We start from the raw sequence: 17,994 nt of genomic DNA, 5'->3' as shown, positions 1-17,994 counted from the left end.
CCGCCCGCGATCACCGCCCTTGCACGGGCCGCGCGCCGCACTAGCATCCGACTCATGCGCACACATGACATGAAGCCGGTGCTCGACCCGGCGCTTTTCGATGCCGCCGCCGTCTCGGAGGAGACCGCGCGGTTCAACGCGGAGCTGGAGGCGACACTCGCCGACCTGCCCGCCACGCACGAGGTGCCCGTGGAGGTCACCCGCAAGGCCCGGGAGGAGGGGCGGGGGATCTTCCCGATCCGCGGCCCGCTGCCCGGGTCCGACTGGACGGAGCTGCCGAACGGCAACCGCGTCCGCATCAGCCCGGCGCCCCAGCCGCGCGGCATCTTCCTGCACATCCACGGCGGGGGCTGGACCCTCGGCAGCCCGGAGCATTTCGACCTGCCGAACCAGGCGATCGCGGCCGGAACCGGGCTCACGGTGGTGTCGGTGAAATATCGGCTGGCGCCGGAGCACGTGTGGCCGGCGCAACTGGACGATTGCCTGGCGGCCTTCGACTGGGTGCGGGGCCAGTGGCCGGACCTGCCGGTGGTGATCGGCGGCGAATCGGCCGGCGGGCATCTCTCCGCCGCGCTGCTGGTGGCGCTGCGCGACGCGGGGCGCATGGCGCGGGTGTCCGGGGCGGTGTTCAACTACGGCTGCTTCGACATGCGGATGACCGCGTCGATGGCGCTGTGGGGGCCGCGCAAGCTGGTGCTCTCCACGCCCACGGTGGCCTGGTTCATCGACAACGTGATGCCGGAGGTGGCGGTGCGCTCCGACCCCGTGGCCTCGCCGCTGCTGGCCGGGCTTTCCGGCATGCCGCCGGCGCTGTTCCAGGTCGGCACGTCCGACCCGCTGCTGGACGACACGCTGCAGCTTTCCGCCCGCTGGGCCGGGGCGGGCATCGACACCGCGCTCGCGGTCTACCCCGGTGGGGTGCATGCCTTCGATGCCTTCGACATCGACATCGCCCGCGCCTTCCGCGCCCGGCAGATCGAGTTCATCAACGGCTGCGTGTGACCGGCCGCGCGGATGCCAGCGCGCGCCGGGCATGACGAGGGCCGTCGCGCGCGGGGTGCGGCGGCCGGAGAGACAGGAGAGGGGCCCTTGGCCCCGCCCGGGCCGCATCCTCCGGCGCCGGAGGCAGACAGGGCAGACCATGGCCGACACCACCGCACAGGCGGGCGATTTCACCGTCACTTCCCTCTTCGACGGCACGTTCGAGGCCCCGGCCAAGGTGCTGGTGCACCCGCAGGGGGAGGCGGCCCGGGCGGCGGCCATCGCGGCGCTGGGCACCCCCAGCTTCCGCATTCCGGTGCACTGTTTCCTGGTGCGGGGCGGCGGCGAGACGATGCTGATCGACACCGGGGCCGGCACCGGCTGGGGCGGCGGCTACGGCCTCCTGCGCCCGGCGCTTCAGGCCCTGGGCCTGACGCCCGGCAGCATCGACCGGGTGCTGCTCACCCATTTCCACGGCGACCACGCCCTGGGCCTGCTGGAGCAGGGGGCGGCCTATTTCCCCAATGCGCGGGTGACGGCGCCGGAGGCAGACCTCACCTTCTTCACCAGCCCGGAGCACCGCGCCGCCACGCCGGAGACACGCCGCGGCGGGTTCGACGTCGCCGCGCGGGTGCTGGCGGCCTATCCGGGCCGGGTGGAGGGGGCGGCGCCGGGGCCGGTTCTGCCGGGCGTCGAACTGGTGGCCCTGCCGGGCCATACGCCGGGGCATTCGGGCTACCGCCTCGGGACGGGCGCGCAGGCGCTGCTGGTCTGGGGAGACCTGGCGCACCTGCCCGGGCTGCAGCTCGCGGACCCGCAGGTCGGGCTGGAATATGACAGTGACGCCGCCCAGGCGGTGGAGACGCGCCGGCAGACCCTCGCGGCACTCGCCTCAAGCGGTGAGCGTGTCACCGGCGGGCACGTGACCGGCTTTCAGCGCGTGCGCCGCAGCGGAACCGGTTACGCGCTGGACCCCGTGGGCTGACACCTGCCCGCCACCGGCGCCCCGCCCCGGGGTCAGCCGCCGGCCACCGCCATTCAGCGCAGGCGTCACAGCGCGACCGGCTACACGCCCCGGACCTGGGCGGCTGACGCGCACCGGGGCGTTCGCGCCCGGGTCCGGTTCACTTGCTGACCATCGACAACCAGCGTCGGCACTGCAGCGGGGCCGCTCTGCGCAGGACCCGGCTGGCAGACACGCACCTGGCCGTCGGCGCCCACTTCGGTTCAGTCGCCGGTCATTGCCATTCAGCGCGGGTGCCGCAGCAGGACCCGCTTCGAGCCGGACCCGGCCGGCAGACACGCATCCTGCCGTCGGCGCTCACCTCGGTTCAGTCGCCGGTCATCGCCATCCAACGCGGGTGCCGCAGCGGGACCTGCTACGCTCCGGACCCAGCCGGCAGAGACTCACCCGGCCACCGGTGCCTCACCCCGGTTCAGCTTCCGGTCACCGGCAGTCAGCGTCGGCGTCGCAGCGGCGGTACGCCGGGCGCGACCGGCCGGCACGCACCGGGCCGCTGGCGTCCCGGCCTGGCCGGGATCAGCCGCCGGTCACCGACATGTGGCGCGAGACCTCGCCGCGCACTTCGCGGCGGGAATAGTCGAAATCATGGCCCTTCGGCTTGCGCGAGATCGCCTCGCGGATGGCGGCCTCCAGCGCTGCATTGTCCGTGGGGTTGGCGCGCAGCACGGCGCGCAGGTCCGCGTCGTCGTCCTGGCCCAGGCACATGTAGAGCTGCCCGGTGCAGGTGAGGCGCACGCGGTTGCAGCTCTCGCAGAAATTATGCGTGAGCGGGGTGATGAAGCCGATGCGCCCGCCGGTCTCCTCCACCCGCATGTAGCGGGCGGGGCCGCCGGTGCGGTGGGCGCTTTCGGAGAGGCGCCAGCGGGTGGCGAGCTCGGCGCGCACCGCGTCGAGCGGCCAGTACTGGTCCAGCCGGTCCGCGTCCATCTCGCCCATCGGCATCACCTCGATGAAGGTGAGGTCGAAGCCGCGCGCGCCGCACCACTCCACCATCCGGTGAACCTCGACGTCGTTGAAGCCCTTCAGGGCCACGGCGTTGATCTTGATCTTCAGCCCCGCCTCCTGCGCGGCGTCGATGCCGTCGAGCACCTGCGCGAGGCGGCCCCAGCGGGTGATCTCGGCGAATTTCGCCTCATCCAGCGTGTCGAGCGAGACATTCACCCGGCGCACGCCGGCGGCGAAGAGATCGGCCGCGTGGCGGCGGAGCTGGCTGCCGTTGGTGGTGAGGGTGAGCTCTTCCAGCGCGCCGCTCTCCAGATGCCGGCCCATGGCGTTGAAGAAGCCCATGATGCCCCGGCGCACCAGCGGCTCGCCCCCGGTGATGCGCAGCTTGCGCACGCCCAGTTCGACGAATTGCGTGCAGAGCCGGTCCAGCTCCTCCAGCGAGAGCAGCTCCTTCTTGGGCAGGAAGCTCATGTGCTCGGCCATGCAATAGGCGCAGCGGAAGTCGCAACGGTCCGTCACGGAGACGCGCAGGTAGCTGATCTCGCGCGCGAACGGGTCGGTGAGCTGGGGTGCGGTCATCTCGTCCTCCGGCCCGGACCCGGGCAAGCTGCGCCCTCCCGTACATTCGGGACGGCTGGCACCCGAACCTAGTGATGCAGGGCGAGGGGTGCAAGCGCGGGCGCTGCGCTCACCCGGCCCAGTGCGGCATCAGCTCCGCGGTGGTGAGCATCTCCACCTGCTGGTCGAAGCGCGGGTAGACATGGGCCAGGCAGGCGGAATGGGCCTGCGGGTCGGAGCCGGCCACGGCGTCGGTCACCAGCAGGCAGCGATAGCCGAGGTCCACCGCCGAGAGCACGGAGGCCAGCACGCAGACATCCGTCTCGATTCCGGTGAACACCAGCGCGGACGGGGTGGCGGCGGCGATGGCCCGTGCAAAGGGGGCGGCGTCGAAGGCGTCGTAGGTGGTCTTGTCGAACACCCGCTCCGGCGCGGCGAGGCCGAGGAGCGGGGCGACGAGATCCACCGTCTCCGGGCCGGTCCGCTCCAGGGTCACCGCCTCCCAGTGGCGGTAGTAGCGGGCCCAGCTGCCGGAGGCGGTCTCCGCGCTCCGGGCAGGCAGGAACCGGGTGAACAGGCTCGCCTCCGGGCGGGCCCGGGCCAGCGCCACGCAGGTCGGCAGGATGTCGTGCCCGGCGGGGGTGTGCCAGGGCCCCGGCTCCAGGAACAGCCGCTGCATGTCGATGCAGATCATCAGCGGGTTCGGCCCCGGCGGCCCGAAGCGCAGGCCGCTCATGGCCTCGCCCGGGCCGTGCCGGCACGGCGCAGGGGCGTGCGGGCGCAGGAGAGGTGCAGAGGTCCGTGGAGACGGAGCCGGGAGGCGCCGGAACGGGAGAGACGCAGGGGCCCGTGGGGCCGGAGCCGGGACGCGCAGGCATGGGAGAGGCACAGGGGCCCGTGTTGGCGGGGCCGGGCCGTGCCGGAACCACACAGGCTCAGCGGCCCGTGAGACCTGAGCCGGGCCGCGCCGGAGGGGCTCAGGGAGATTGACGCGCGGGACAGGGGCCGGGACGCGCCGGAAGGGGTCAGGGACAGGGACGCGCGGGACCGGCGCCGACGCATGGTCCGGGACCGGAGAAGGCGCGCGCTCACGGGGCGACCAGGACCGTGTCGCGCCGGGCGAAGCCGAGGCGCACGCTCTCGCCCGGCGCGGCGGCCTGGGTGCCGCGGTTCGGGCTGGTGACCTTCAGGCTCTGGCCCTGCCAGTCCACCAGATAGTGCAGCGCGTTGCCGGCGAAGATCACCTCGCTCACCGTGCCGGTGATCACGTTGCGCCCGGCGGCGTCCTCTCCCGGGGCGAGCAGGTCGATCCGCTCCGGGCGCACGGCGCAGATCGCCTCCGCGCCGGAGGCCGGGCTGTCCGGGACGAGGCTGGTGCCGTCGGCAAGGGTGAGGACACCGGCGGTGGTCGGGCCGCGCAACAGGTTCGCGTCGCCGAGGAAGGTGGCGGTGAAGGCGGTGGCCGGGCGTTCGTAGAGCTGCCGGGGCGGGCCTTCCTGCACCAGCCGCCCGTCGCGCAGCACGCCCACGCGGTCGGCCAGCGTGAGCGCCTCCTCCTGGTCATGGGTGACGAAGAGCGTGGTGATGCCCACGTCGCGCTGGATGCGGCGCAGCTCCACCTGCATGCCCAGCCGCAGCGCCTTGTCGAGCGCGGAGAGCGGCTCGTCGAGCAGCAGCACCCGGGGGCGGAACACGATGGCGCGGGCCAGGGCCACCCGCTGGCGCTGGCCGCCGGACAGCTCCGAGGGCTTGCGCCTGTCGTAGCCGGTGAGGCGCACCAGCTCCAGCGCCTCGCCCACCCGGGTGCGGATCTCCGCCGCCGGCACCTTGCGCACGCTGAGCCCGAAGGCCACGTTGTCGAACACGCTCATGTTCGGGAACAGCGCGTAGGACTGGAACATCATGCCCACGTCGCGCTTCTCCGCCGGCAGCATCTCCACCGGGTCGCCGTTGAACAGGATGCGGCCCGCGTCGGGAAACTCGAACCCCGCGATCAGGCGCAGCAGCGTGGTCTTGCCGGAGCCGGAGGGGCCCAGCAGAGCGTAGAAGCCGCCGTCGTCGAAGGTGACCGACAGGTCGGTCAGCGCGTCGTGGCCGCCGAAGGTCTTGGTGACGCGCTGCACGGAAATGACGGTCATTTGCGCTCTCCCCCGAACTTGTAGAAGCGCGCCACCCCCAGCAGCAGCGCCATCGAGAAGCCGATGACGATGGTCGAGATGGCGTTGATCTCGGGCGTGAAGCCCTTGCGGATGGCGGTGTAGATCTCCACCGGCAGGGTCGAGGTGCCCGGCACGGTGAGGAAGTAGGAAATCACGAACTGGTCGAAGGACACCGCGAAGGCGAACAGCGCGGCGGCCAGGAAGCCCGGCGCGAGGAAGGGCAGGGTGACGCGGCGAAACACCATCCAGGGCGGTGCGCCCATGGAGCGGGCGGCCAGCTCCAGGTCCGGGTCGTAAGCCTTCAGCCGCGCGGAGGTGACGATGATCACGTAAGGCAGCGCCAGCGCCACATGGCCGAGCAGGATGGCGTGCAGCCCGCGGCCGATGCCGATCCAGAAGAAGAACAGCAGCATGGCCGTGCCGGTGATCAGCCACGGAATGGCGATGGGCGGGAACAGCAGCAGCTGCAGCGCCTCGCGCCCGCGAAACCGGTAGCGGAAGAAGGCGAGCGCAGCGGCCGTGCCCAGCACGGAGGCGATGAGGGTGGTGAGCACCGCGATGCCCACAGAATTCGCAGCCGCGGAGAGGATGCGCTCGTTGCCCGCCAGCGCCACGTACCACTTCGCCGACCATTTCACCGGCAGGGTGTAGAACTGGCTCTCGTTGAACGACATCACCGCCATCACCACGATGGGGCAGTAGAGAAACAGCAGCACCAGCGCGAGATAGACCCGCCCCGCGCCGCCGAGCGACAGCATCCGCATCAGCCTCTCCTCCCCAGCGCCAGCCGCGAGACGGCGAAGACCACGCCCACGCAGCCCAGCATGATGAACGACAGCGCCGCCCCCAGCGGCCAGTTGAACACCGCGGTGAACTGGTCCTCGATCACCGTGCCGATGAAGGTGCCGTTGCGCCCGCCCAGGATGCGCGGCTCCATGAACGAGCCGATGACCGGCACGAAGATCAGCACCACCCCGGCCAGGATGCCGGGCAGGGCGAGCGGCAGCAGGATGCGGCGCAGGATGGTGAGCCGCGAGGCCCCCATGGAGCGCGCGGCCTCCAGCAGGTCGTCCTCGATCGCCTGCAGCGAGATGTAGCAGGTGAGGATCATGTAGGGCAGGTAGGAGTGCACCAGCCCGATCACCACGGCCTCGTAGGTGAACATCAGGTTGAGGTGGCCGGCCCCGGGGAAGACCATGTCGATGGCCTTCTCCAGGATGCCGTTGCCGCGCAGCATCATCGTCCAGGAGAAGATGCGCACCAGCGCGTTGGACCAGAACGGCAGGATCACCAGCAGGAACAGCGCCTCGCGCGCCCGGCCCCTGATGGATTTCGCCAGCACCAGCGCGCAGGGAAAGCCCAGCACGAAGCACCAGAACACCACCTCCGCGCCCAGCCGCAGCGAGCGCAGCATCAGCGTGCGGTAGAAGTCCTGCTCCAGGAAGGCGCGGTAGTTGGCCAGGGTCCATTCCGCCGTCTTGCCCGCCATCGGGGCCTCGGAGAGGAAGGAGAAGTAGAACATCGCCGAGAGCGGCAGCAGGATGGCCACGGCGAGCCACAGGTAGGCCGGGCCGGTGAGGGCGAGGATGGCGCCCGCCTGACCGGGCGCCCCCCTGGCGGGGCTGGTCATGCGGGCGCTCATCCGATCAGTTCTGGAACTCGGTCTTGGTCGCCTGCCAGACCTGCAGCATGTGCTCGCGCACGTCGTCGTCGATGGGGCCGAGGAACTTCAGGCGCGCGGCCACGCCCTCGTCACTCGCCAGCACCTTGTTGAAGGCCTTGTCGGGCAGGGCCGCGACCGCCTCGGCATTGGCCGAGACCGGGGCGCCCACGTCCGTGTCCCACTTCACGTAGAACTCCGGGTCGATCATGTAGTCGATGAAGGCCTTCGCCGCCTCGGGGTGCGGGGCGTCGGCGGCGAGGGAGAGCCCGTCGAGCCAGCCGATCGCGCCCTCCTTCGGAATGGCGAAGCCCACCGGCAGGCCGAAGTTGTTCGCCGAGCGGGCCGCGGAGCCGGACCAGTAGACCGAGATGTCGAACTCGCCGGAGGAGAAATACTGGTTCCACTCGTTCTCCGAGCTCCAGAACGTGCGGATCTGCGGCTTCAGCGCCTTCAGCTTGGCCTCGATCGCCTCCCAGTTCGTGGGGTTGTTGATGTCCTGGCCCAGCGAGATCGCCGCCATCTGCACCGATTCCACCGCGTCGTCGCGCCAGCCCACCCGGCCGGCGAAATCCGGCGACCAGAGCAGCTCGATGCTCTGCGGCGCCTCCGGCAGCACCTCGGTGTTGTAGGCGATGGAGGTGACGCCCCAGACCCAGGGAATGCCGTAGAGCGCGCCGCCCTCGTAGAGCGCCGCGGTCTCCTTCATCGCGTCGGGGATGCCGGAGGCATGGGGGAAGTCGGCGTAGTCGAGCTTCTGGATCAGGCCCTCGCGCGCGGCCTGCCCGGTGTAGGCGGTGTTGATCAGCACCACGTCATAGGCGCCGGGGTTGGTGCGCAGCTTGGTGAGCATCTCCTGCTCGGAGTTGAAATACTCGTGCACCACGGTGTGGCCGGTCTTCGCGGCGAAGGCGTCCAGCGCCCAGGCCTCGTCGGTGCCGTAGCCCTGCCAGTTCAGCACGCGGATCTCGTCGGCCTGGGCGAAGCCGGCGGTGAGGGCGAGTGCGGCGCAGGGTGCAAGAAGGGGTCTGGCGGCTCGGGCCACCGGCAGCTTCGTCATCGTCACATCTCCATGTTGGTGCCATCTGGCGGGCCCGGGAAGTCTTACCGCTCACGGTGCCTTGTGGTGAGAGATTTTTCGGCCTCGAAGGGCAAAGGTCAATCCCGTTCGTTTGTCTGCAAACAAAAAAGCGGCCCCGGGGGCGCGCCGATACCCCCGGGGCCTTGCCCGCGCGGGCCAGGGCCCGGCGGCAGCGATCGCGCCCGGCCGCGATGCGCGGCGCCCGGGCGCGGGGCTCAGCCGGCGTCGCGCAGGTGCTCGCGAAGCGTGCTGGTGCGGTAGTGCGTGCGCATCAGGCCGCGACGCTGCAGTTCGGGCACCACGGAGCGCGCGAAGGCCTCGTGGCTGGACGGGTGGGTGACCGGGGTGAGCACGAACCCGTCGCAGGCCCCGGCGCGGAACATCTCCTCCATCCGGTCGGCCACGGTGGCGGGCGCGCCGACGATGAGGTTCGGCTGCCGGCGTTTCGCCGCCTCCGTCACGCTGATCTTCTCGTCGCGCTGCGCCTGCTCGACAAGCTGCAGCGAGCCGGCCATGCCCTGGTTGCCCATGAGCTTTTCCAGCGCCTCGCCCTCGCGGTAGCGGCTCATGTCCACGCCCACGGAACTGGAGGTGGAGGCGAGGGCGAGCTCGTCCTCGATGAGCGCGTTCACGAACTCGGCCTTCTCCTGCGCGATGGCGTCGGTCTCGCCCACGATGCAGGTCGTCTGCACCAGGATGGCGGTGTCGCCGGGGGCGCGGCCGTAGCGGGCCATGCGGGCATGGATGTCCGCGCGGAAGGCGGTCATGTCGGCGATGCCGCGCTGGGCGGCGAAGATCACCTCGGCCCAGCGGGCGGCGAATTCCCGGCCCCGGTCGGAGGCGCCGGCCTGCATCAGCACCGGGTGTCCTTGCGCGCTCTGCGGAATGGAGAGCGGTCCGCGGGTGCGCACCGTCCGGCCGGCGTAATTGGCGTAATGCACCCTGGAGGGGTCGGCGAAGATGCCGCGCGCCTTGTCGAGCACGAAGGCGTCCGGGTCCCAGCTCTTCCACAGCTTCAGGCAGGCCTCGACCACCTCGTCGGCGTGGTCGTAGCGGGTGTCCTTCGGCGGCAGCGCCTCCAGCCCGTAGTTCTGCGCCTCCAGCTCGGTGGCGGAGGTGACCACGTTCCACGCCACGCGCCCCTTGCTCAGCACGTCGAGCGAGAGGAGGGAGCGGGCGATGTGGTAGGGGTTGAGCAGGGTTGTCGAGAGCGTGGCGCCCAGGCCCAGCCGGCTGGTGGCGCGCGCCATGATCGGCAGCACCGTCATCGGGTCGAGGAACGAGATCTGCCCGCCCTGCTGCACATAGGTCTCGAAGCCGCCCTTGTGGATGTCGTAGAGGCCCTGCAGGTCGGCGAAGAAGCAGCCGTCGAAGCAGGCATCCTCCAGCACCCGGGCGATGTGCTCGTAGCGCGCGGGCTCGAGGATATCGTCGAGCCGCGCCTCCGGGTGGCGCCAGCCGCCGGGGTGCAGCGCGGTGGGGCCGGTCTTCAGATAGGCGACGAGATGCATCTTCCTGGACAGGGGTAGGGACATGGGGCCGGTCTCCGCTCGGTGGGAATCGACACATATTGCGCTTGCGCGCGGCCTGTTACATCCTCCGCAAGTGCTGAATTCTCCCGCGGTGTTTCCGCCGGAATGCAGGAAAAGCCGACATGATCCGAACTCTCGCCGCTCTCGCGACCCTCCTCGACGCGGAGGCCGGAGCGGGCCGCCGCGTGATGCCGGCCGGGCTTGAGGCGCTCGCGCGGATGCACGCGCCCTGGACCTCCTCCGGGGTGCTTGCCATCGATGCCGCTGCCGGGCTGGTGCGCCTGGAGGGCTGCCACGGCGCGGGCGGGCCGCTGTTCGACGGGTTGCCGACGCGCTGGCCCCTGTCCGGGAGCCCCTCGCGGGAGGTGTTCGAGACCGGGGTTCCGCTGTTCGTCGAGGACATCCGCGCGCATGAAGGCTGGCTGCTCTACCGCATCGATGCCGAGGTGCAGCGCTACCGGGCCGTGGCCCTGCTGCCGCTGCCCGGGGCGCTGCCGCGGGTGCTCTCGCTGCACGCGCCGCCCGCCCACCTGCCGGAGGCTGCGGAACGCGCGGCGCTGCTGGCCGGGGCCGCGATCTTCGCCGCGGCGCTCAACGCCGAGGCCCGCGCCGACGCCATTGCCGGGGCGCAGGCCGGGGGAGAGGCGGCCGCCTCCGCCGCCGGGCTGCGCGCGCTCTGCCCGCCGCACTATGCCGAGGCGCTGGACCGGCTCTGCGCCGCGCCCGATGACCGGACGCGGCGGCTGGCGCAAACGGCGCTGGTCTTCGTCGAGCAGGGCGGCCGCATCCGCCGTTCCGCCGCCACGCTGGGCATCCACCCCTCCACCCTGCGCTACCGGCTGGACCTGCTGCGCGACCGGCACGGCCTGGACCTGACAGATGAAACGGTGCGCCGCGCGGTCTATCCCGCCATCGTGCTGGCCCCCGCCCGCAGCGCCTGAGAGGTGTCCCGTGGGCGAGGATACCCGCCGATCCCCCCGGGCCGGCCGCTCGCAGCGCCGGGGAGGCGAGGCCCGTCATGTCCCGCAGGCAGATCTCCGGACGGACACTCGGTCCCGCAGGCCGATGGCCGGACGGACACGCCCGGGGCAGGTGCGCAGGGCCCGGACTGTTCCCAAGCCCGAAGCAGCGCCTCGACCGGATGGCCCGGCCGCCCCGCGGTGCCATTGCCGGCACCGTCGGACCGGGCGTCTCCCGTGACACGCGGCCGTGCCGGAGCCGCCTGGTCCACCGGAAGGGAGGCCGGGGGCTGCCGTGCCGGAGCAGGGCGACGCTTGCGGTGCCCGGGCGTGGACGGCGGGCCGTGAGGCCGGCAGCCCGGAGGGGCGGGGCGGGGGAGGCCAGCCGGGTCCTGCAACCGTGCCGGAGCAGGGCTTCGCCGGCTGTGCCGGGGCACGGACGACGGGCTGTGGAACCGGCATCCCCGGGGGCAGGGCGCGGGGCCGGAGCGCAACAGGCCTTCCGGTTCCTGTTGTCGTGCCGGAGCAGGGCCGCGCCGGCGGTGCCTTGGTACGAACGGCGGGCCATGAGACCGGCGTTCCCGGTGGGCGAGTGCGGGCGGCCTCCCGGATCCTGCTGTCGTGCCGGTGTTGCGCCCTGCGCCCTGCCGGTGCAATGTTCGTGTACGAACAGATACTCCGCCTGTCCGGGCCGCGAGGCCCTCGCCGTGATCCGACCCCGACCCGAAGCTTCTGAGGCAGGTCTCCGCCATGCTCCGTGACCCCACCATCCCGCTCTCCCGCGCCTGGAACACCTGGTCGCCGCGCCCGGCCGAAATGGTGTTCCTGCCGCTGGGTGTGCGCCTCACCCCGGTGGTGTTCTCGGCGCGCGAGGGCAAGGCGAGCCTGCTGCCCGCCGCCGCGCTGCGCTTCGATGCCCACACCCCGGACGGAGCGGAGATCGCCTGCACCGCGCGCCACGGCGGCAGCGAGCTGGCGCTGGGCTGGCGCAAGACCGCGCCCTGGTCTGTGCTGGGGCACTGGCAGCGCGGGGCGCTGGCCGAATGGGGGCAACGCTTCTGGCTCAGCTACTGCCTCTCGGCGGAGGATGGGACGGAGGCGGAGTGGGACGTGGCGGAGGGCGCGGCCGTTCTCACCCTGGGCAGCCGCCACGTGGCGGTGGTGTGCCGCGAGGCGCCGGTGGAGGTGAGCGTGCATGAGAGCCCGGAGGCCCTCGCCGCGGATTTCGAGACGCATGGCTACTGGCACATCGGCAGCCGGGGGCAGCGCGGCCGCACCCTCGCCCTGCGCTTCAATCTCGAGATGATGCCCGGCGGGGCGCTGGCCGCCGCCGTGGCCGACGACCGCGCCCTCGCCATCGCCGCGGCCCGGGCCCGGCTGGCGGAAGCCGACCGGGCGCCGGCGCCGCGGCCGCACCAGCAGGGCCGCTTCGACGGAGCGCTGGAGGCGATCGGGGACGTGATCGGCTGGAACACCGTCTGGGACCCGATGAACCGGCGCCCCTACACCAGCGTGAGCCGGCTCTGGCCGCTGGGAGACTTCGCCGTCTGGTTCAACGACCAGACCTATGCCGCGCTGATGAGCGGGCTGTTCGACCCCGCCCTCGCGCGGGAGAATTTCGAGGCTGCCCTCGCCTCCGCCACGCCCCAGGGGAACTTCGCCACCATTGTCACCTCCCGCGATGCCTGGGTGGACCGCACGCAGACCCCCACCGCAAGCTTCATGCTGTGGCTGATGCACCTGCGCGGCGCGGCGGGGCCGGGCCTGCTCGCCGAGGCCTTCCCGGCGCTGCTGGCCAACCACATGTGGTGGCGGCGGATGCGGGACCCGGACGGCTCCGGCCTCGTGTCCTGCGGCACTTCGGACGTGGGCGCGAGCCTCTACAAGGGCACGCATTTCGGCGCGCGCAACGAGACCGGAATGGACAATTCCGCCACCCATGACGAGGCGGTCTACGACCCGGTGAGCCGCACGCTCTCCACCCTGGACCTCGGGTTGAACTGCGCCCTCGCGCTGGATGCGGAGATGCTCGCCCGCCTTGCGCGCCACCTGGGAGAGACCGCGCACGCCACCGCGCTCGACGCCCTCGCGCAGGACACCCGCACGCAGATCCGCACCCGGCTGTGGGACCCGGAGCGCCGCATCTTCGCCAACCGCCAGCGCGGCGGCGGCTTCGTGCGCAGCCTTTCGCCCACCAGCTTCTACCCGCTGCTCTGCGGCGCGGCGGACGCGGAACAGGCCGCGGAACTCTGCGCCCGTCTCGCCGACCGGGAGCTGTTCGCCGGCCGCTTCGGCCTGCCCAACGCCAGCCGCTCCGAGCCCGCCTATGCGGACAATGTCTACTGGCGCGGCCGGATCTGGCCGAACGTGAACTACATGGTCTGGCAGGGCCTGCGCCGCTACGGGCTGCACGCGGAGGCGGGCGCCCTCGCCGAAATGAGCTGGGAGCTCTTCGCGCGCAACTGGCGGGACGCGCGGGACGCCGGGGAGAATTACAATGCCGAAACCGGCGCCGTGCGCGACGCGCCGGACACCGACACCTTCTACACCTGGGCCGCGATGCTGCCCCTGATGGCGGTGGGGCAGGTGATGGACATGAGCCCCTGGACGGGCTGGGAGATCGCCCATGACGGGGAGGCGCTGCACCTCGGCCCGGTGACCAGCCCGGCCGGCCGTGTGACGCTCACCAGCAGCGCCGGCATCCTGCGCCTCGCCCGGGGCGGGGAGGTGCTGGTGGAGACCGGCTTTCGCGGCCGGCTGAGCGATATCGCCATCGCGCCCGGGCTGTTCCGCTGCCGCCTCTTCGCGGACACGAGGGGGGGCGCGGCCGAACTCTCCCTGCCCGGCGTGCCGCGCGCGGCGCTGATCGCCGCCCGGCTGGACGGGCAGGCGCTGGCGCCGCTGCCGGGCGCGGCGCTGGGCGTGGCGCTCGCCGGTGCGGGGGAGGGCGCGCGGCTGGAGCTGTGCTACGCACCCGATGCCTGAGCGCGCGCCGGACTGGTTCCGGAGCCCGGAGGCGCGGTTCCGCACTGCGGCCTTCTGGTTCTGGCACCGGGTGCCTGGGCACGCGGAGATCGACGCCGCGCTCGCCGACATGGCCCGCGCCGGCATCGGCTCCGTGCTCGTGCAGGGCCGCCTCGCGCTGGACCGGGCGGACTGGATGTCCGCCCCGTGGCGCGAGGCCTTCGCTCACGCTTGCCGGCGGGCCCGCGCCCATGGGCTCGGCGTGGAGATCTATGACGAGTACAACTGGATCTCCGGCCACGGCGGCGGGCGCACCGTGGCCGGCGCGGAGCACCTGCGCGAGCGGCTGCTGTTCTGGTGCTCGGCGCTGGCGGGCGGGCGGCTGGCGGTGGAGGGCATCCGGTTTCCGTTCCTCGACTTCCTCGGCCCCGCCGGGCAGGACTGGCTCTGCGAGGCCGGCGGCCCGGCCTGGGACGAATGGGAGATCGTGCGCGCCGTCGCCCATCCCGCCGCCCCCGGATCGCCCGCGCAGATCCGTGACGTGACGGCGCGGGCCCGCCTTGCCTCCACCGGGCCGCAGGGGGCGGAGGTGACGGTCTGCGACGCCGCCGGGGCGCTGGCGGGCCAGCAGGTGACCGTGTTCCTCGCGGCGCGCGGCGCGCGCTCCCGGCTGATCAACTACGCGATGCCCGAGGCGGCGGAGCGCTTTGCCGAGGAGGTCTGCGCCCCGATGCTGGCGGCGGCGGGCGGGCGGGCGGAGGCGAGTTTCTTCGACCATCCCCATGCCGGGTTCTACACCTGGGAGGGCCAGGCCGGGGCCGCCGGGAATGCGCTGCTGTGGGACGCCCGCCTCGGCCACGCGTTGGAGGCCCTCGCGCCGCTGGGCACGGTGCTCCTCGCCCTCACCGGTGCAGCGGGGCCGGACACCCGGCGCCTGCGCGCCCGGGCCTGGGAGATCTACGGCACGCGGCTGCACGAGGCGTTCTTCGGCACGCTGTCGCGCTGGTGGGCGGCGCGGGGCGTGGCCTTCTCCGGGCATGAGCTGCTGTGCCATGTCGGCGGCTACGGGCTGCGCGACGGGCTGGGCGGCTTCGACCCGCGCACCATGCCGGGGCTGGACCATTTCGGCATCGACGCCTTTCGCGACACCACCACGGTGGATGCGGCCGACTATGCCCCGCAGCTCTCGGCACGGATGGGCGATTCCGTGGCGCGCGCCTCGGGCCGGGCGCGCTGCAGCGTGGAGCAGTATTCCACCGGGCGGATGACCGGGATCCCCGGCGGGGCCGGGCATTGGGGGCTGACGGCGGAGGACCTGCGCGCGCAGATGCTGCGCCACCTGCTGTCCGGCGCGCGCCGGGTGGTGCTGCACGCGCTCTGGCTCGATGCCGGGCGCGCCGATGACCCCACGCCCTTCCTGAACCCGCGGTTCGACTTTCCCCCCGGTTTCAACCTGCAGCCCTGGTGGGAGGACGCGCCGGACCTGCTGGCCGAATGCGCCCGCGTCTCGGCCTTCCTGGAGGAGGGCAGGCCGGAGCGCCCTGTGGCGCTGCTCTATCCGCTCTGGACCCTGCGGGCCGCCGGGGCCGCCGAGCCGGCCTGCTGCGCCGCCTTCGGGCGCTGGGCGGAGGCGCTGGACCGCGCCGGCGCGGGCTGGCAGGTGATCGACCACCGGGCGCTCGCGGCGGCGCATGTCGAGGGCGACACGCTGGTCACCCCCGCCGGCCGGTTCCGCGCCCTGGTGCTGCCGGGCGTGGAGATGCTGGCCGGGCCGCAGGAGGCCGCGCTCATCGCCCGCTTCCGGGCGGCCGGAGGCGTGGTCACCGGCTCCGGCCCCCTGCCGGCCGGGATGCTGGACCCCGCACCCGCCGACCTGTCCGCACCGGACCCTGCCTTCCCGCCCGCACCGGATGTTGCGGCACCGCTCGCGCCGGGAGACGTTGCCCGGCCCGCGCCGGACGTTGCGGCACCGTCCGCGCCGGGAGACGTTGCCCGGCCCGCGCCGGGTGATGCGGCTCCGGCCCCGCCGGGAGACGGAAGCCCGACCCCGCCAGAAGATATGGCCCCGACCATACCGGGAGATGCGGCTCCGACCGTGCAGGGCAGTGTGGCCTCGCCCGCACGGTGCGATGAGGCCCCGTGCACACCGGGTGACGCGGCCCCGCTCGCACCAGGCGATGCGCTCTCACCCGAACGGGGTGATGCGATACCACCTGTTTCGGGTGATGCTGCCACGCCGCTTGCGGGCGATGCGCCAGCGCCTGCCGCGGCCGGCAGGTCCGTGGCCGATCCTGAGAGCATGGCCACGCTGTCGGTTGTCCGCCCGGTCTCTTCGAGGACCACCACGCCGGCGGCCGCTTCGATCGACCGCAGCACGGCCGCACCGGGTGGTCCGGCCGCCCCAACTCCCGGCGGGACATCCGGGCCTGCACCTGCCGACAGGCCCGTGCCTGCGCCGACCGGCGTACCTGAAACCGCGACGAGGGAAATGCCCGCGCCCCCGATGGGCGACACGCAGGCTCCGGAGGCGCTGCTGCGCGCCTGTCGCGCCGCCATTGCACGGATGGACGGGCCGAGGGACATCGCGGCGCGTGCGCAGGATCTCGCGGCGCTCGCGCGGCTGCACCCCGGCGCGCTCGCCAATTGCGTGCTGCGCGACGGGGAGGGCTGGAAGCTCGCCCTGTTCAACGACAGCGGATCCGCGCGGGACGTGCAGGTGGCCCTGCCGGCGGGGCGCTGGGTGCTGCGTGCCTGGACCGCGCGGGACGGCGGCGTCGGCCCGAGTCGCCGGGTGTCCGGTCGGCTGGACCTGCATCTGCCGCCGCAGGCCTGTGTCTGCCTGCGGCTGGACCCGGATGGCATGCCCGGCGCGGAGCAGGCGGCGGACGGCCCGCCCACGGCCCCCGGGCGCAGCCGCATCCTCGAGACACGGGTGCTGGACGCCGGCTGGACCCTGGCACTTGCCGGAGCGCAGGCGTTTCACCCGGTGTCGGTGCGGGAGGGATGGGAGCGGCAGGGCTGGCCGGACGTGTCGGGAACCGGGCTCTACCGGCTGTGGCTGGACCTGCCGGCGCCGGGCCCGGGGCGGCGCTGGGAACTATCCCTGCCGGGCTTCCGCCACAGCGGCACGGCGCGTTTCGCCGGGCAGGACCTGGGCCGCCACATTGCGGGAGACGCGCGCTTCCCCCTGCCGCCGGGCCGCGGCTGGCTGGAGCTGGCGCTGCGCAACACCGGGGCGAACCGCTTCTACGCCGGCGCGCCCTGGCAGCCGGAGGGGCCCGAAGCGAGCGGCCTGTGCCAGCCGCCCCTGCTGGAACTGCACGCCATCTGAGGCCACGGCGCGCGCGGCTGCAGGACGCCTGCCCCGCGGGTGCGGTGGCCCGGCCCGCGAGACGTCAGCGGCGCCCTCCACTCGGCGACGAAAGCCCGTCCCGCAAGATGGCGGCTGCGCTGCCCAGCTGGAGACGGGGTCCGTTCCGTGAGGCGGCAACCACGCTGTCGAACCGGTGAGGAAAGCCACTCCGCGAGGCGGCAACGGCGCTGTCTGCCTGGAGACGGGCCCGGTCCGTGAAGCGGCGACGGAGCTGTCTCTGCGGAGACGGGAGCTTGTTCCGCGAGGCGGCATCGGTGCCGTCCGCCAGGTGACGGGAGACCCTCCCGTGAGGCGATGACGGCGCATTCCCCGTGGCGGCAGGAGCGTGCCCCCCACGGAGATGCTTGCATCGCCCGCGCAGCGATGAGAGCACGCCTCGCGTGGCTGTGGCTGTGGCTGTGGCTGTGGCTGTGGCTGTGGCTGTGGCTGTGGCTGTGGCTGTGGCTGTGGCTGTGGCTGTGGCTGTGGCTGTGGCTGTGGCTGTGGCTGTGGCTGTGGCTGTAGCTGTAGCTGTAGCTGTGCGTTCAGCGCGGCGATGGGGCCCGCCGCCCGCGATCGGGGTGGGGTACCGCTGTGGGAGATGAGCGCACCCCTGAGTGGCCATGTGCGACCGCGAGGGGGCGCGTCGGGCGGTGTGGGGGCAGGTGCCGCAGGCCGATGCGCGGGCCGGCTGCGAGGGGTGCCGCGCGCCTTCGGCGCGACGATGTCGCGAAAGGCGCGCAATGCGCCGCCGCCGGGGGCGGAAACTGGTGGGATTC

At 72.8% G+C, this 17,994-nt stretch carries 12 protein-coding genes; 5 read left to right on the top strand and 7 right to left on the bottom strand.

Annotated elements, in window-relative coordinates; all coding sequences use genetic code 11:
• The first annotated feature begins 54 nt into the window (after positions 1-54).
• Both FDP22_RS17195 and aidB read left to right on the top strand, forming a co-directional pair.
• Positions 55-1,002 (top strand): alpha/beta hydrolase, encoded by a 948-nt coding sequence (locus FDP22_RS17195; protein ID WP_138575995.1) that lies wholly within the window; start codon positions 55-57, stop codon positions 1,000-1,002.
• Between the two features lie 139 nt (positions 1,003-1,141).
• Positions 1,142-1,966, top strand: coding sequence for an AidB family quorum-quenching N-acyl homoserine lactonase (gene aidB, locus FDP22_RS17190; protein ID WP_138575996.1), 825 nt, complete (start codon positions 1,142-1,144; stop codon positions 1,964-1,966).
• A gap of 555 nt (positions 1,967-2,521) precedes the next feature.
• Here aidB and moaA read toward each other — a convergent pair.
• From moaA to FDP22_RS17155, 7 genes are all read right to left on the bottom strand, one after another.
• The gene (moaA, locus tag FDP22_RS17185; protein WP_138575997.1) at positions 2,522-3,529 is read right to left on the bottom strand and encodes a GTP 3',8-cyclase MoaA; all 1,008 of its coding nucleotides are present in this window, start codon (positions 3,527-3,529) and stop codon (positions 2,522-2,524) included.
• Positions 3,530-3,638: 109 nt separating this feature from the next.
• Entirely contained in the window at positions 3,639-4,244 is a 606-nt protein-coding gene (locus FDP22_RS17180; RefSeq protein ID WP_138575998.1) for a cysteine hydrolase family protein, read from the bottom strand.
• A gap of 352 nt (positions 4,245-4,596) precedes the next feature.
• Positions 4,597-5,646 (bottom strand): ABC transporter ATP-binding protein, encoded by a 1,050-nt coding sequence (locus FDP22_RS17175; RefSeq protein ID WP_138575999.1) that lies wholly within the window; start codon positions 5,644-5,646, stop codon positions 4,597-4,599.
• A complete protein-coding gene (locus FDP22_RS17170; protein ID WP_138576000.1) occupies positions 5,643-6,431 on the bottom strand; it encodes an ABC transporter permease in 789 nt (262 codons plus the stop codon). The genes FDP22_RS17175 and FDP22_RS17170 overlap by 4 nt, the downstream gene beginning before the upstream one ends.
• Entirely contained in the window at positions 6,431-7,297 is an 867-nt protein-coding gene (locus tag FDP22_RS17165; RefSeq protein ID WP_138576001.1) for an ABC transporter permease, read from the bottom strand. Before FDP22_RS17165 ends, FDP22_RS17170 begins: the two co-directional genes overlap by 1 nt.
• A gap of 16 nt (positions 7,298-7,313) precedes the next feature.
• Positions 7,314-8,387, bottom strand: a complete 1,074-nt coding sequence (locus FDP22_RS17160; protein WP_138576002.1) for an ABC transporter substrate-binding protein — start codon at positions 8,385-8,387, stop codon at positions 7,314-7,316.
• A 236-nt stretch (positions 8,388-8,623) separates the two neighbouring features.
• Positions 8,624-9,943, bottom strand: coding sequence for an NtaA/DmoA family FMN-dependent monooxygenase (locus tag FDP22_RS17155; protein WP_138576003.1), 1,320 nt, complete (start codon positions 9,941-9,943; stop codon positions 8,624-8,626).
• 119 nt (positions 9,944-10,062) lie between these two features.
• Between FDP22_RS17155 and FDP22_RS17150 the strand changes: the two genes are divergently transcribed.
• The 3 genes from FDP22_RS17150 to FDP22_RS17140 all read left to right on the top strand — a co-directional run bounded on the left by FDP22_RS17150 (position 10,063) and on the right by FDP22_RS17140 (position 17,194).
• Complete coding sequence (locus FDP22_RS17150) at positions 10,063-10,881, top strand: helix-turn-helix domain-containing protein (RefSeq protein WP_138576004.1); 819 nt, start codon at positions 10,063-10,065, stop codon at positions 10,879-10,881.
• Between the two features lie 768 nt (positions 10,882-11,649).
• A complete protein-coding gene (locus FDP22_RS17145; RefSeq protein ID WP_138576005.1) occupies positions 11,650-13,884 on the top strand; it encodes an MGH1-like glycoside hydrolase domain-containing protein in 2,235 nt (744 codons plus the stop codon).
• The gene (locus FDP22_RS17140; protein WP_143972272.1) at positions 13,877-17,194 is read left to right on the top strand and encodes a hypothetical protein; all 3,318 of its coding nucleotides are present in this window, start codon (positions 13,877-13,879) and stop codon (positions 17,192-17,194) included. The genes FDP22_RS17145 and FDP22_RS17140 overlap by 8 nt, the downstream gene beginning before the upstream one ends.
• Positions 17,195-17,994 lie beyond the last annotated feature (800 nt).

It is taken from the genome of Paroceanicella profunda (assembly GCF_005887635.2).
GTDB classification, from domain to species: domain Bacteria; phylum Pseudomonadota; class Alphaproteobacteria; order Rhodobacterales; family Rhodobacteraceae; genus Paroceanicella; species Paroceanicella profunda.
This window is presented reverse-complemented; position numbering and strand designations above follow the sequence as displayed.